Annotated in this window: 11 protein-coding genes and 1 tRNA gene; all 12 read left to right on the top strand. The window is 60.9% G+C overall.

Annotated features, from left to right (window positions below; genetic code table 11):
- Positions 1-41: 41 nt before the first annotated feature.
- The 12 genes from HMPREF2942_RS03670 (at position 42) to HMPREF2942_RS03610 (ending at position 14,734) form a co-directional block, all read left to right on the top strand.
- The gene (locus HMPREF2942_RS03670; RefSeq protein ID WP_070688419.1) at positions 42-1,703 is read left to right on the top strand and encodes a bifunctional folylpolyglutamate synthase/dihydrofolate synthase; all 1,662 of its coding nucleotides are present in this window, start codon (positions 42-44) and stop codon (positions 1,701-1,703) included.
- Between the two features lie 399 nt (positions 1,704-2,102).
- Complete coding sequence (locus HMPREF2942_RS03665; protein WP_005505759.1) at positions 2,103-2,780, top strand: TenA family protein; 678 nt, start codon at positions 2,103-2,105, stop codon at positions 2,778-2,780.
- 477 nt (positions 2,781-3,257) lie between these two features.
- A complete protein-coding gene (locus HMPREF2942_RS03660; protein WP_049354518.1) occupies positions 3,258-3,920 on the top strand; it encodes a vitamin K epoxide reductase family protein in 663 nt (220 codons plus the stop codon).
- A 286-nt stretch (positions 3,921-4,206) separates the two neighbouring features.
- Positions 4,207-4,446, top strand: a complete 240-nt coding sequence (locus HMPREF2942_RS03655; RefSeq protein WP_005505761.1) for a hypothetical protein — start codon at positions 4,207-4,209, stop codon at positions 4,444-4,446.
- Between the two features lie 606 nt (positions 4,447-5,052).
- Positions 5,053-8,817 carry an Rne/Rng family ribonuclease gene (locus tag HMPREF2942_RS03645; RefSeq protein WP_083313459.1) on the top strand — a complete coding sequence of 1,255 codons (3,765 nt, stop codon included), beginning with the start codon at positions 5,053-5,055 and terminating at the stop codon, positions 8,815-8,817.
- A 527-nt stretch (positions 8,818-9,344) separates the two neighbouring features.
- Positions 9,345-9,656 carry a 50S ribosomal protein L21 gene (gene rplU, locus HMPREF2942_RS03640; RefSeq protein ID WP_005505764.1) on the top strand — a complete coding sequence of 104 codons (312 nt, stop codon included), beginning with the start codon at positions 9,345-9,347 and terminating at the stop codon, positions 9,654-9,656.
- A gap of 40 nt (positions 9,657-9,696) precedes the next feature.
- Positions 9,697-9,954, top strand: a complete 258-nt coding sequence (rpmA, locus tag HMPREF2942_RS03635; protein ID WP_005505766.1) for a 50S ribosomal protein L27 — start codon at positions 9,697-9,699, stop codon at positions 9,952-9,954.
- 198 nt (positions 9,955-10,152) lie between these two features.
- The gene (obgE, locus tag HMPREF2942_RS03630; RefSeq protein ID WP_070688417.1) at positions 10,153-11,760 is read left to right on the top strand and encodes a GTPase ObgE; all 1,608 of its coding nucleotides are present in this window, start codon (positions 10,153-10,155) and stop codon (positions 11,758-11,760) included.
- Between the two features lie 411 nt (positions 11,761-12,171).
- Complete coding sequence (gene nadD / locus HMPREF2942_RS03625) at positions 12,172-12,921, top strand: nicotinate-nucleotide adenylyltransferase (protein WP_070688416.1); 750 nt, start codon at positions 12,172-12,174, stop codon at positions 12,919-12,921.
- On the top strand, positions 12,914-13,963 hold the full coding sequence (locus HMPREF2942_RS03620; RefSeq protein ID WP_070688415.1) for a sulfite reductase subunit alpha: 1,050 nt from the start codon (positions 12,914-12,916) through the stop codon (positions 13,961-13,963). Before nadD ends, HMPREF2942_RS03620 begins: the two co-directional genes overlap by 8 nt.
- Before the next feature lie 66 nt (positions 13,964-14,029).
- Positions 14,030-14,467: a ribosome silencing factor gene (gene rsfS / locus HMPREF2942_RS03615; protein ID WP_005505774.1), complete on the top strand. Its 438-nt coding sequence runs from the start codon at positions 14,030-14,032 to the stop codon at positions 14,465-14,467.
- A gap of 194 nt (positions 14,468-14,661) precedes the next feature.
- Positions 14,662-14,734 (top strand) — tRNA-Ala (locus HMPREF2942_RS03610).
- Positions 14,735-14,835 lie beyond the last annotated feature (101 nt).

Genomic DNA, 14,835 nt, shown 5'->3' with positions numbered 1-14,835 from the left:
GCCCCTGCCGGCACCGGCCGGCTATCCCAGTGAGGAGAACAATGAGCGAGAAGAATTACCCCGCAATTCCCGACCCCGAGGGCGTGGAGCGGGTCTACGGTGAACTGCTGGCGCGAGCACCCGAAAACAAGATGGCGCCGCGCCTGGACGCCGTGGCGCGTGCCGTCGAAATCCTCGGCGACGTGCACCGTGCCGCGCCGGTCATCCACATCACCGGCACGAACGGCAAGACCAGCACCGCCCGTATGATTGAGGCGCTGCTACTCGGCCACGACCTGCGTGTGGGCCGCTTTACCAGCCCGCACCTTGAAAGCGTCACCGAACGTATCTGCATTAACGGTGCACCCGTACCGGACGCCACCTTCGTGCGTATTTGGGAGGAAATCGCCTCCTACCTGCAGATTGTGGACGCGGAGATGACCTCCCGCGGCGAGCCCGCCCTGACCTTCTTCGAGTCCGTTACCGTGCTTGCCTTCGCGATTTTCGCGGACGAGCCGGTGGACGTGGTGGTGCTCGAGGTCGGTATCGGCGGCACCTGGGATTCCACGAACGTTGCCGACGGCGTGGTTTCCGTGGTTACCCCGATCGGTCTGGACCACACCGACATGCTGGGCGAAACCCTCGCCGAGATTGCGACCGAAAAGTCCGGCATTATCAAGCCCGGTGGCTTCCTGGTTTCTGCGGCACAGGACCCGGAAGCGGCGGACGTGCTGCTCGCCTCCGCCCGCGAGAAGGAAGCATCCTTCGCCTTTGAGGGCGTGGAGTTCGGCGTTGTCTCCCGTGAGCTTGCGGTCGGCGGTCAGCTGCTGACCCTGCGCGGACTGGCGGGCGAGTACCCGGATGTGCCGCTGTCCCTGCACGGTGCGCATCAGGCGCAGAACGCCGTGGTGGCTCTCGCCGCCGTGGAGGCGTTCTTCGGCGGTCAGCGTCAGCTGCCCGAGAACGTGGTGCGTACCGCGTTTGAGACGGTGCGCTCGCCGGGCCGTCTGGAGGTTGTGCGCACCGAGCCGCTGACCATCCTGGATGCGGGCCACAACCCGCACGGTGTGCGTGCGTCCGCGGCTGCGCTGACTGAAGCGTTCAAGCTGTCCCACCTGCACGCCGTGGTCGGTATTTTGGGTGAGAAGGATGCTCTGGGCATGTTTGAGACCATGCGCGAAGAGTACGTTGACGCTTCTGACGGCACGTTCCGCCTGTACTTGGCGGCGTCGGATTCGCCGCGTGCGATTGCGCCGGAGCGTCTACACGAGCTGGCGCTGGATGCGGGTCTGGACGAAGACTCGATTGAGGTGTTTGAGCACCTGGACGAGGCGATTGCCACCGCCATGGAGAACGCACTCTTTGAGCAGGAGTCAGCGGGTGTGCTGATTACCGGTTCGATTACGGTCATTGGTGAGGCGCGTACCCTGCTGGCGGCGCATGAGGAGGCGAAGACCCCCGGCGCTGAGGCTGAGGAGCTGCCGGATGAGCTGGGCGCCGAGGGTGCTTATGCGGGTTCTGCGGGCGCGGCGTCGGCTTCGACTCTGGCTGCCGCGGCGGCTGCGGCTGCCTCTGCTGAGCCGGATGAGCTGCTGGACGGCATCATGGCTGAGCTGGGTGGCGAGTCTGCGGCGGGTTCTTCGCTGGAGGATTCGCTGGGTCTGCCGCTGGGCGATTCGTACACCGATGATTTCTTCGGTGATGACGAAGACTCGGACAACTAAAGCGGTCTGTTGAGGTTACAGACATGAGGCGGGGTGCCGCCCTCCGGCTAGTATTTCTAGTATTTATTGGCTGGGGGAGTGGCACCCCGTTTTTTCGTGCCCCCGCTTTTTATGCCTTTGCCCTCATACTCCCACTCGAACGCATGATTTCTCACGTGTTCCCATGGGCTCTCACCTAACCCCAATCGCCCGAATTTGACCGGCATCATCCGCCCTCACCCACCCAAAAAATCGAAAAGAACGAAAATTTGCGGGCACCGGGGCGCAAAACCGGGCACGCCTTGGCGTCACGGTGCTATATTCGCTGAGGCGCCGGCCCCAACGCCTGAGGCCGCACCAACACACCCGCACACATACGCATACCAGCGACGGTATGCCACATAGTGAAAGGCACCCATCATGCCCGCACCCTTCACCGATTTGATTGGCACCGATTCGTTCACGGAGACGCTGCGCCAGGAGAACCTCGACACCTGGCTTTCCGCCACGAATCACCGCTTTGTTGCTGAGCTTTTTGACGGCTCGATCGCCCCGCAGGTCATGGCGGGGTACCTGGTGCAGGACTACCGTTTCCTCGATACCTTCCTCGCCCTGATTGGTGGCGCGATTGCTAACGCTGATACTCTCGCGGGTCGCCTGCGCTTGGCGCAGTTTGCCGGCGAGATTGCGGGCGATGAGAACACCTACTTCCTGCGTTGTTTTGAAACTCTCGGCGTGACTGAGCATCAGCGTGATTCCATGCCCGATACGGAGGCGACCACCGGCTTCAAGCGTCTCTTCCTCGACGCGGCGGCTAGCGGCAGCTACGCGGCGATCCTGTCGGTGCTGGTGGTTTGCGAGGGCCTGTACCTGGATTGGGCGTCGAAGGCTCCCGCCAAGCGTCCTGAATCTTTTGTGCACCACGAGTGGATTAGCCTTCACGACTACCCGGAGTTTCGTGAGCTGGTTGATTTCCTGCGCCGCGAACTGGACCGTGTGGGCCCGTCGGATGCGCAGCGTGCCCGCGAGTTCTTTAGCCGCGCGGTGGAGCTGGAGCAGCTGTTCTTTGATGAGTCGTACACCCACCCGCTGCCCTAGGTAATACCGCCCTAAGTGATGCCCCGGATAAAGCCCTAGAAAATATCCCGTTGAAACCCTCGGAAGGTTCCGCCCGCCGCTGAATTGCGGGCGCCTCCCGGGGGTTTCGCGTGCTCAAGACGCCCCGAAAGTGCCCGGAATGAGCCCCTGAAAATGCCCCGAAAGTGCACAGAAAACGCGCCCACCTGTGTAAAATAGCACGTCATAAAACGGAACATATAGGCTGATGGCGTGCCATTTGGCGGTGTGAGAGGCTAGGATAAATGGGGTACCGCTTCCGGGGTGCTGGCTATGCCGCGCCGATACGTACCCGCTACTGCACGAGGTGAGGCGCACCCTTGAGGGACCTAACCGGCACCTCCTCAGCTGTCCCCGGCGTCTGCCGCGTTGACGGTTGCATGCACCCCTCAACACTACAGAGCTTAAGACGGTGCTGCTGGGACAGTACCACCGTAAAACACTATCTAAAGGAGTCGTATGAGTACCGCCGCATCGAGTACTACCGAGCCCACCCACGCTGCAAAAGAAGCGCAGCACGGGCACGCGGGAACCCCGGGCGGCTACTCAGACCGACAGCTCGGATTCTGGCTGGTTGGCGCCGGCCTGATCGCACTCATTTCTTCAGCGATTCTGGTGTATGAGCGCCTGCAGATTTACATTGATGCCGGCCACTCCACGGTCTGCGATATCAACGCCCTGCTCAGCTGCGGCACGGTGATGCGCACTCCACAGGCGGAAGCGTTCGGCTTCCCGAACCCGTTCATTGGTCTGGTGGGCTTCTCGATTGTGGTGACTATCGGTGCCGCGATCATGGCGGGCGCACAGTTTAAGAAGTGGTTCTGGGTGTGCATGAACATTGGTCTGGCTGCGGCAACCGCGTTCATCATGTGGCTGTGGTACCAGACGACGTTCCAGATTAATGCCCTGTGCCTGTTCTGCATGATCGTGTGGGTTATGACCATCACGCTTTTTGTGAAGACTACGGTCCGCAATATTTCGGCGGGTGTTATTCCGGCGTCGCAGTCGATGCGTGAGAGCGCTCGCGGCTGGTCGTGGTTTGCGATTAGCCTGTGGCTGATCCTGATTTTCGGCATTATTGTGATCCGCTTCTTTGAGGTCATTGTGAATATGATGCGCTAAGCATTTGAGGGCTGATGCCCCGAACATTCAACGCCCCGGTACTTGTTGGTGCCGGGGCGTTGCTGTACCCGCAGGCAGATTGTGCCGGGAAGAATGTTCCGGGTAGTGGGGGAGGCGCCGGCAACCTTGCCGGCGGCGGTCAGCGGGGAGGCGGCGCGGGTGCGTATAATGGTCAGGTATATTCTTGAGCGGCGTCAGCCGGAGCCGTCCGCGGGTTTCACCCGCAGCGTTGACTGCCTGCCGTTCTGCTGGACACTAGATTCTTGATACCCCTTCGAGGAGAACCGTGAAGACTGCCGGAATTGCCGCAATGGGCGCTGCTGCCGTTATTTTTCTGACTGCCCTGCTGTTGCTGACCGCCGGTCACTTCTCGTTGCTGTGGGTGATTCTGCTGGTGGTTTCTCCGTTTGTTTTCATTCTGGGTGTTCCGTTTGCGACCGGTTCCGGTCCGGAGTACCTGCCGACCGACCCGAAGCTTGCTCAGCAGGCTCGTGAGGCGCGCGATGCGGAGCTGGGTCTGGACTAGCCCCTCCTCTGAAAGTTTTTGAAGCCGGGTGGTGCGTAGTGGCATGCCCGGCTTTGCTGTACCCGCCATGCGCCCGCCGCAGCGTGCTCGCAGCAATGTGCCTGCTGCAAGGTGCCCGTAGTAATGTGCCCGCGCATCCTGCCGGGAGGTGGAGCCCAGATAGGATGGGTGGGGTGGCTTAGAGGTACTCTCTACCGGGTATAATGGAACACGGTGTCTTGTGCGCCCCGCACGCGCATAAAGATCCCCACCAACGCATCGAGGGAGAGTACCCGAAGAGCGCCGGCTATAAGCCGCGGAGCATAACTGTCGCACCGCGCGGGCCGCCCGCCTCGGCGAAGAAACCCGAAGACCGGCAGGGCACCCAGGAAGGGTGTGAGCGTGCCGTGCTCGAGAGCGAGGTGGCTGTGACCGTCGCGGCGCGCTCTGCGTTCCGCCCGCTCGCCCCCTACGGCAGAAGCACTGAACGAGATAGTGCCCGGTAGCGCCGATGAACGCGCACCGTAGGGTGAGGCTTGAGCCGCGGTGACAGCAACTAGGCTTTGCGCTGTATGCGCGCTGTTAAAATCCTTGCGGTGCGGAGCAGGGTGTAACGAAAGAAGATTAATGTCTGACGAGAAGAACGTCGAACTTGGGGTTTTTGAGGCGCTGAACGCCCTCGCGGAGGAGAAGAACGCCTCTGCAGAGACCCGTGAAACTCTGCGTAAGAATGTTCGTGAGAGCTCTGACGCCCAGCAGGGTATTGAGCGCCGCCGTCCGGGTCGCCCGAAGAAGGAGAAGGCTCCTGAGGTTCCCCTGGATGAGGCGATTGCGGCTGGCCTGACCAACCTGCGTAACGCTAAGGCTAAGCACGCGCCGGCACCGAAGGTTGCCGCTCCCGCTGCGTCTGAGACCGAGGTTGCTTCTACTCTGGATAGCCTGTTTGAGGCTGCTGAGAAGAAGGCGGCTGAGCCTGCTGTCGTGGAGAAGGCCGCTAAGGTCGAGACCGTTGAGAAGACCGCGAAGGTGGAGGAAGTTGTTGCCCCTGCCGCTGAGTCTGCTGAGCCGGTTGCTGAGAAGAAGGTGGCTGAGCCCACTGCCGAGTCTGCCGTTGAGGTGAAGGAAGAGACCGCCAAGGTTGAGGTCGTAACCCCCGCACCGGCTGAGAAGGCTGAAGCTCCCGCTGAAGAGCCTGCCGCAGAGCAGCCCGCCGAGGCTGCTGCAGCTGTTGAGGAATCCGCAACCGAAGAGGCTGCACTCAAGGCACCCGCAGTAGAAGAGTCTGCTGAGGAGCCCGAAGTAGCTCCCGAGCCTGTGAAGACCATTAGCGACCTGCAGCGCGAGAAGCTGCAGGAGCTGCGCTCGCGTACCCCCATGGGTGCGATGCCGCTGTTCATGGCGCCCGAGCCGGAGGAGCTGAGCGAGCTCGCTGTTGCCGCCAAGCTGGAGCGTGAGGCACGCCGCGCCGCTGCCGAGGAGCAGAAGCGTAAGGAGCGCATGGAGCGCCGCCGCGAGGAGGCCGCTGCTGAGGCTGAGGTGACGAGCCACCGTCGCCGTCGCCGTCGCCGCGGTACCGAAGATATTGAGATTGAGGGCGGCGTTGATGATGACGTTGAGACCGTCACCAAGGTGCGTGCACCGCGCCTGGCTGATTCTCACGCATCCAACACTGTGACCGGTGTGCGCGGTTCTACCCGCCTGGAGGCGAAGCGCGTGCGCCGCCGCGAGTCCCGCTCCCTGGGTCGTCGCCGCCACATCGTGACTGAGGCTGAGTTCTTGGCTCGCCGCGAGTCCGTGGACCGCCAGATGCTGGTTCGTCAGAAGGACGGCCGCATCCAGATCGGTGTGCTTGAGGACGGCGTGCTGGCTGAGCACTTCGTGTCCAAGACCCAGCAGGATTCCCTGATTGGCAACGTGTACCTGGGTAAGGTTCAGAACGTTCTGCCGTCCATGGAAGCTGCGTTCGTTGACATTGGACGCGGCCGCAACGCTGTGCTGTACGCGGGCGAGGTCAACTGGGATGTGACCGGTCTGGACGGTGCACCCCGCAAGATTGAGAACGCCCTGAAGCCCGGCGATTCGGTTCTGGTGCAGGTCACCAAGGACCCGATTGGTCACAAGGGCGCCCGCCTGACCAGCCAGGTTTCCCTGCCCGGTCGCTTCCTGGTGTACGTGCCGGGTGGTTCGATGACCGGTATTTCCCGCAAGCTGCCCGACACTGAGCGTGCTCGCCTGAAGAAGATTCTGAAGGACAAGCTGCCCGAGGGTGCTGGCGTAATCGTTCGTACCGCGGCGGAGGGTGCTTCTGAAGAGGAGCTGACCCACGACATTAACCGTCTGCGTGCGCAGTGGGAAGAGATCCAGGAGAAGGCTAACTCCCGCAAGGTGCTGGCTCCGGAGATGCTCTACCAGGAGCCCGACCTGATGATTAAGACCGTGCGTGACGTCTTCAACGAGGACTTCACCGCGATGATCGTTCAGGGCGAGAACGCCTGGGATTCCATCGAGGCGTACGTGACGTACGTGGCGCCGGACCTGGTTTCCCGCCTGCAGCAGTGGGACGGCGATGACGACCTCTTCGACCACTACCGCATCAACGAGCAGCTGGCGAAGGCACTGGACCGTAAGGTGTACCTGCCTTCGGGTGGTTCGCTGGTGATTGACCGTACCGAAGCCATGACCGTGGTGGACGTGAACACCGGTAAGTTCACCGGTAGCGGCGGCAACCTGGAAGAGACTGTCACCAAGAACAACCTGGAAGCTGCTGAGGAGATTGTCCGTCAGCTGCGTCTGCGCGATATCGGCGGCATTATCGTCATTGACTTCATTGACATGGTGCTTGAGTCGAACCGTGACCTGGTTCTGCGTCGCCTGATTGAGTGCCTGGGCCGTGACCGTACCAAGCATCAGGTGGCTGAGGTGACTTCGCTGGGTCTGGTTCAGATGACCCGTAAGCGCCTGGGTACCGGCCTGCTTGAGGTCTTCTCGGAGCCCTGTGAGCATTGTGCCGGTCGTGGCCTGGTGGTTCACGATCAGCCGCTGAGCGGTCGTAGCGGTGGCGCGTCGGATTACATCCACCGCCATGAGCGTAATGACCGTAAGCGTAGCCGTGCCGCTGCCCGCGAGGATTCTCGTGACCAGCAGAAGCAGGATGCTCTGGAGTCGAAGAAGGCTGAGCGCCGTAACGCTATGGCTGCTGTGGCTGCCGCATCCGCTCAGAGCGAGGACGTTTCGGAGGAGACTGCTTCGACCCGCAAGAAGCGTAAGCGTCGCAAGCGTTCGCGCCGCGCGGAGACCGCTGAGCTTTCGCTTGAGCAGGAGATTCAGGGTATTGCCGAGGCTGCCAGCGAGCAGGCTCACGCGGAGGTTGCTCAGCGTGAGGACAAGGTCGCTGAGGTCACCGAGGGCAACTGGATTGGTGAGCAGGGCGGCTTCTCCCTGGAGCAGCTGGCGAGCGCGTTTGACCGCGTGGAGGAGTCCGCTGAGGGTTCCTCGCAGGACTCTGAGCAGGAGCGTTCGGAGGACCGTTCTGAGGAGCGTCGTTCGTCTAAGCGTGGCGAGAAGAAGTCTTCTCGTAACCGTAAGCGCCGCGAGCTGACCGATGCGGATATCGCCGCTGTGGAGGATTCCGGCGCGGGTGCGCTGGAGGACGAGCACCACGTTGACCCGGAGCTCGACCCGCGCTTTAGCCGCTCTTCGGATCGTTTTGAGGCGATTCGCGCCGGTGAGGCGAAGGCTCGTGCTTCTCAGAAGGCTGGCCGTATTGCCCGTGCCGAGGGCGAGTCGTTCCGTTCGAACCGTGAGGATCGTGCGGCGAAGCGCCAGGACCGTGAGCAGCAGAACGCTGAGGCGAACTCCGAGCAGAAGGCTCAGGAATCCAAGCGTGTTGAGCGTGAGGACCTGCGCATTGAGGACGTTCGTGAGACTCCGCGTGCGTCCCGCCGCCGTGCGCGTCGTGCCGCTGATGAGAAGCGCGCCGAGAAGGTAGCTGAGCAGAGCGTGGCATCCGAGCAGGCACCCGCAAAGGCTGATAAGGTTGAGAAGCCTGAGTCTCGCACGGTTGTGACCGGCGTGATTGGTGCTCCGGCGGTGACCGGCGTGGTGGGCGCAGCTCCCGCAGCGGTTGAGGCTCCGGTTGAGGAGGCTCAGAAGCCTGCGGCTCAGGTGCCCGGTTCGACCCCGCGTAAGCGTCGCACTCGCCGTGCGGCTTCGAGCGCCGGTGCCGGTGCTCAGGTCGTGACCGTGGACGCTTCCGAGCGTGCTGAGGGTTCCGTGGTTGCTTCCGCTTCTGTTGCGGATGTGGCTCCGGTGGCTGATGACGCTTCGGCTCCTGTCTTGTTCGGCATTGGCGTTGCCGCTGCCGACATTAAGCGTGAAGGTAAGGACGATTAGTCTTTAGCTTCCGATCATCGGAAATCCGATGGTGTGTGTATATGAGATAGCCTCGGTAGGGCGAGCCGGAACTTCCCTACCGAGGCTATTTTTTTCTGTGCGTGTGCTGCGTCATTATTAAAGGCGCTACTAAGAGTGCGGTGCAGTATTAGAGGAGCATCACGTGCCGACTTCGAGTGTTCCGCAAAATTATCTATTGCGCGGCGCGTAGATCATGCCGTATCCTTAAGGACTGGTGTTTATCTCAGTGAAGCCCTATCGACGCAGGGCCAGCGGGAGACACCGCTCCCACCCGCATCGTCTTCGGCGCGGTCGAGTATTCGGCTGAGTCGAAACGTGCGGGAGAGAGACACCACCGGTGAGCCTCGCGTGTTGGCTTCGGCGGGCAATCCCGCCGGAACGCACGGGCCGTTCCTCCTTGTTCGCGGTCATTCGACTGGCGGGGGAGGGCGCACAGCAATGAAAGCGCAGGCTGCTCATTCGTGTGAGATTCAAGAAGCAAGTTGTCGAGAAAAGTGAGTCCCATAGTGGCATACGCGATTGTACGCGCTGGCGGCCGCCAGGAGAAGGTTTCCGTAGGCGACCTCGTTACCCTTGACCGTGTTGCAGGCGAGCCCGGCAGCACCATCGAGCTGCCCGTGCTGCTGCTCGTCGACGGTGACAAGGTCACCGCTGACGCAAAGTCCCTGGCTTCCGCCAAGGTTGTTGCTGAGAAGGTTGAGGACCTGCGCGGTCCGAAGATCGTTATTCAGAAGTACAAGAACAAGACCGGTTACAAGAAGCGTCAGGGCTTCCGCGCCGAGCTGACCACCGTCAAGATTACCGCTATCAACGCGTAATCGAAACGACCGGAATTCAACCCTAAGGTAGGAATACAGAATGGCACACAAGAAGGGCGCAAGCTCCACCCGTAACGGCCGTGACTCGAACCCCCAGTACCTCGGTGTTAAGCGCTACGGCGGCCAGTCCGTCAACGCAGGCGAGATTCTCGTTCGCCAGCGCGGCACCCACTTCCACCCCGGCCTGAACGTTGGCCGCGGTGGCGACGACACCCTGTTCGCTCTGGCAGCAGGCACCGTCGAATTCGGTACCCGCAAGGGCCGCAAGGTCGTTAACATCCTGGCAGCAGCTGAGTAATACTCACCGCTAGGGCAGAGGGGGTAGGCGTTAGTCTACCCCCTCTCGCTATGACCTCGAATGCCGTGGACGCCCGCCCGTGCTGGGCTCCACGATGAGGCGCACCCCAACCCGGTCGCGCCTGCCGCCGCATCCGCAGCATGATTGGTGTGTGCCGTGCGGTGGCGAAGTGAAGATTTTCCAAGATAAGGAGAACCCGTGGCAGAATTCGTGGACCGCGTGGTCTTGCATGTATCTGGCGGTCGCGGAGGTAACGGCTGCGTCTCCGTGCGACGTGAAAAGTTTAAGCCCCTGGGCGGCCCTAACGGCGGTAACGGTGGTAATGGTGGCGCGGTGATTCTGCGCGTGGATAACCAGACCACGACCCTGTTGGAGTACCACCACAGCCCGCATCAGCACGCCCCGAATGGCGATATTGGTCGTGGCGATATGCACCACGGCTATAACGGTGAGGACCTGGTTCTGACCGTGCCGCAGGGTACTGTGGTGAAGGACCGCGAGGGTAATGTTTTGGCTGACCTGCTGCGTGTGGGCGACGAGTATGTTGCTGCCCATGGTGGTATGGGCGGTCTGGGTAACGCTGCGTTGGCTTCGGCTAAGCGTAAGGCTCCCGGTTTTGCTCTGTTGGGCACCCCCGGTGAAGAGGCTGATATTGTTCTGGAGCTGAAGTCCATTGCGGATGTGGCTCTGGTGGGTTACCCGTCGGCGGGTAAGTCTTCGTTGATTGCTGCGATTTCTGCGGCGCGTCCGAAGATTGCTGACTACCCGTTCACCACCCTGATCCCGAACCTGGGTGTGGTGCAGGCAGGCGATGTTCGCTATACCGTTGCGGATGTTCCGGGTCTGATTGAGGGCGCTTCTGAGGGTCGCGGTCTGGGTCACCGCTTCCTGCGCCATGTGGAGCGTTCTTCGGCTCTGGTGCACGTGATTGACTGTGCGACTCTGGAGCCGGGCCGTGACCCGATTAGCGACTTTGAGGTAATCCGCGGCGAGCTGCAGAACTATGAGGTTGACCCGACTGCGGGTGTGACCGTGCCGCTGCATGAGCGTCCGCAGATTGTGGTGCTCAATAAGATTGACGTTCCTGAGGCTCGTGAGCTGGCTGAGTTTGTTCGCCCCGAGTTTGAGGAGATGGGTTTCAAGGTCTTCGAGATTTCGACTGCTTCCCATGAGGGTCTGAAGTCCCTGATCTTTGCGATGGCAAAGCTCGTTGAGGAAGACCGCGAGGCTCGTGCCGCTGCCGAGAAGGAAGCGGAGCGCGTGGTTGTTGAGGCTCCTGTGGTTCGCCCGAAGGGCTTCCGCGGTAAGAAGAAGCAGGAGTTCATTATTCGCCGCGAGGAGCGTAACCTTGAGCCGCTGTTCCGCGTGATTGGTGAGAAGCCTGAGCGTTGGATTCAGCAGACTGACTTCAATAATGATGAGGCTGTCGGCTACCTGGCGGACCGCCTGGCGCGCCTGGGTGTTGAGGATGAGCTGTTCAAGGCTGGTGCTCGTGCCGGTGACGCCGTGGTGATTGGTGAGAATGACAACTCGGTGATCTTCGATTGGGAGCCGACCATGGTCGGTGGCGCTGAGTTGCTGTCCTCCCCGCGTGGTACGGACGCTCGTCTGGAAGAGATCATTCGCCCGACTCGTGCGCAGAAGCGTGTGGAGTACAAGGAGCGTATGGACGCGAAGGCGGAGGCTCGTGCCGAGCTGGAGTCCGAGCGCGCTGCAGGCGTGTGGACCGAGTCGGTTGAGTACCGCAAGAAGTTGAAGGAAGGCAAGGTCGACGAGAATATCGACATGCCGAACGTCGACGACTAGTAGCTGAAGCGTAGCTGTTGCCTAGACAGCTGTTGCCTAGACAGCTGTTTCATAGACAGCTGTTTCATAGACAGTGAGTGGTGCCGCGTACCGGGGTTTGGCTCCGGTGCGCGGTGCTTTCTTGTGTGCGGTGCTTTCTTTTGTGTTCTGTGGTTGCCGCTCGCGCCGGATGTGCGTGTCGGAACACGCGGGTGAGCCTGTGGTCGGGCGTGCTGGCTGGGTATTCCACTGGCGGCTTAGCTCACCCCCGTCATTTCGGTTTTTTTGACCGTAAGCAGGTAGCATAGAGGGGAATGTACGCGGGCACCTTTTTCGGTGTTGCGTACCTTCTGTGTACCTGCCCGCATCCGCGCCTGTGGTGGCTTTTTAGCTGCCGTGGTGCGGTCTCTGTCCCCAGCAAGGACGGCATTTGTGACTGACCAGCCTGTTCACCTTGATTTTGGTGCTCCGAGCACCGAGTCGATTCCCCCGCGCACTCCCGGTCGGGTGCGTCTGGGCGTGATGGGTGGAACCTTCGATCCGATTCACCACGGACACCTGGTGGCAGCTAGTGAAGTTGCCGCCGTGTTCGACCTGGATGAGGTCGTATTCGTTCCGACCGGTCAGCCCTGGCAGAAGGTGGGGGAGCGGCACGTGAGTGACGCTGAGCATCGCTACCTGATGACGGTGATTGCAACCGCGTCGAACCCGCGTTTTACGGTGAGCCGTATTGATATTGACCGTGGCGGCGCCACCTACACCTTTGATACGCTTAACGAGCTGCGCGCCCTGCGCCCGGATGCTGACCTGTTCTTCATTACCGGCGCGGACGCGATCAGCCAGATTATGACCTGGCGTAATGCCCATAAGCTGTGGGATTTGGCAACTTTTGTGGGCGTGACCCGCCCCGATCATGATCTGGATCCGCCGCTGGCTGAGGGTCGTCATATTACGACCCTGAAGATTCCTGCGATGGCGATCTCTTCGACCGATATTCGTCGCCGCGCAGCTGCAGACGCCCCCATCTGGTACCTGGTGCCCGATGGTGTGGTGCAGTACATTGCTAAGTACGGCCTGTACAAGAAGGACGCCTTGACGGCGTACCGTGACGGCTTGCCCCGCGTGAAGGATGAGTCTGGGCAGGCACCCCAATCGACGAATAATGAGGGAACACATGAGTGAAGCTACGGGTTCGAAGCCCTATAGCGAGGACGAAGCGTACCTCTACGAGACGTACGTGACCGAGGACGGCATTGAGGTGCCGCCGCCTACTAAGGTGATGGGTCCGCGCCGTCTTGCCCGCTACCGTGAAGAAGTTGCCGAGTACCTGCGCGCGAACCGCCGCGGTGAGCCCGCGAAGCCTGTTGCGAACATGGGCTCCGTGATTTATACGGACGCTATTGACCCGCAGGTTCTGGCTGTTCAGCGTCGTTTTGCGGCGCTGGCGGCTCAGGGCAAGATTGACACTGAAGCGAACGATGAGGAGAAGCTGCACGAGCCTGCTCCTCTGACCAGTAGCCTGCGTATTCTGCGCCCCGAAGAGATCGCGCAGAACCGTGTGGATGCGACCAGCCCCTCCGCGGTGGATAACCCGATGACTTCTTCGATCCCGGTCATTGCCGTGGTTAAGGAGGAGAAACCGGAACCCGAGCTGCACCAGTACCTGGTGCGCGATGAGCCGAAGGTTGAGGAGCTGGACAGCTCTGACGTTGAGACTGAGCAGACCGAGGTTGCTTCCGTTGAGGAAGAGACTGTTGAGGTTGCTGAGGTTGAAGAGTCTGCTGACGAGCTGCCCACCCGCGTGAGCGCGGTGGACGCGCAGGGTCTTGACCTGAGCGTGCTGGATAGCGCCTCCGCAGGGGATACCGTGGATTCGGTGGACGGCGACCCGACTGTTGCTCTGAGCCCGGATGAGGTTGAGGAGCTGCTGCAGCGCATGGTGGATCGTCAGGATCCCGAAGAAGCACTGGTCGAGGAGACTGCCGAGGAGTCCGAAGAGGACTCTGAGGTTGAAGAGTCTAAGCCGGCTGAGTCGAAGGCTGCTTCGGCTGCTTCTGCTGAGGCTTCGAAGGAAGCTGAGGAAGAGTCTGCTTCTGAGAGCGCTGTTGAGAAGGCTGAAGAGGTTCTGCAGCCTGCGCAGAAGCCCTCCCTGGCGTGGCTGTGGATTGTGCTGTTGCTCGCCCTGGTCGTTGTTGGTCTGATTATGATTTTTGGCCCTAAGTAGGCCGTGAACAATGCACCCCTGTTGGGGGTGCTGCCGGCGGGTGTTCTGCCGGCAAGGAAGGAAAATATGACTGCTGCACAGTCCTCGATTGAGGCTCTGCGCATTGCCGCCCGCGCGGCGGAGGAGAAGCAGGGAACGAACCTGTTCGCTGTGGATGCATCCGACGCGATGGGTCTGATTGATGGCTTCCTGGTGGTTTCTGCCCACAATGAGCGCCTCGTGAACGCTGTTGCGGATGAGGTTGAGGACGCTCTGCGTGAGCAGGCTGACCTGAAGCCGGTCCGCCGTGAGGGTCGTTCCTCGGGTCGTTGGATTCTGCTGGACTTCGGCGATATTGTCGTGCACGTTCAGCACGAGGAGGACCGCGAGTTCTACGCTCTGGATCGTCTGTGGGCTGAGGCTCCGCGTATTGAGCTGGGCGTTGAGAACGAGGCTCCCTTCGACATTGAGGGTGAGACTGAGGAAGATGCTGCACGCATCATTCCCGCTCAGGATGAGGCGTAAGCTTTTGCTTGATTTTTAGCTGATGAGGGGTGGGCTCTGTTGGCGCTGTATGGTGCCGCGGGGTCCGCCCTTCTTGCTTAGCCTTTGGCTTACCCGCCGGTAACTTTTGTGGTTTTGGGTGCGCTGGTTTGCATCGCTGTCCGTGGTGTGTGTAATATATTCATGTTGCCTCGTTGAGGTCAATAACAAAATATGGGGATATGGCGCAGCTGGTAGCGCACCTGCATGGCATGCAGGGGGTCAGGGGTTCGAGTCCCCTTATCTCCACGTTTTCTCGGTTGAGGAGCTTGTCGCCCGGTTCTTGTGAATCGGGCGATTTTGCTATCCACTGATAACTCTCGATAGTCAACAACGCAGTTCATAGTTGA

The sequence above is a fragment of the Rothia sp. HMSC071C12 genome, assembly GCF_001813895.1.
Classification (GTDB): domain Bacteria; phylum Actinomycetota; class Actinomycetes; order Actinomycetales; family Micrococcaceae; genus Rothia; species Rothia mucilaginosa.
The sequence above is the reverse complement of the archived record's forward strand: the minus strand, read 5'-3'. Positions and strand labels throughout refer to the sequence as shown.

What these genes read in the sequence shown, in the direction of transcription:
- HMPREF2942_RS03670 (WP_070688419.1), top strand. Translation starts at nt 42, where the DNA reads ATGAGCGAGAAGAATTACCCCGCAATTCCCGACCCCGAGGGCGTGGAG.
- HMPREF2942_RS03665 (WP_005505759.1), top strand. Translation starts at nt 2,103, where the DNA reads ATGCCCGCACCCTTCACCGATTTGATTGGCACCGATTCGTTCACGGAG.
- HMPREF2942_RS03660 (WP_049354518.1), top strand. Translation starts at nt 3,258, where the DNA reads ATGAGTACCGCCGCATCGAGTACTACCGAGCCCACCCACGCTGCAAAA.
- HMPREF2942_RS03645 (WP_083313459.1), top strand. Translation starts at nt 5,053, where the DNA reads ATGTCTGACGAGAAGAACGTCGAACTTGGGGTTTTTGAGGCGCTGAAC.
- rpmA (WP_005505766.1), top strand. Translation starts at nt 9,697, where the DNA reads ATGGCACACAAGAAGGGCGCAAGCTCCACCCGTAACGGCCGTGACTCG.
- HMPREF2942_RS03620 (WP_070688415.1), top strand. Translation starts at nt 12,914, where the DNA reads ATGAGTGAAGCTACGGGTTCGAAGCCCTATAGCGAGGACGAAGCGTAC.
- rsfS (WP_005505774.1), top strand. Translation starts at nt 14,030, where the DNA reads ATGACTGCTGCACAGTCCTCGATTGAGGCTCTGCGCATTGCCGCCCGC.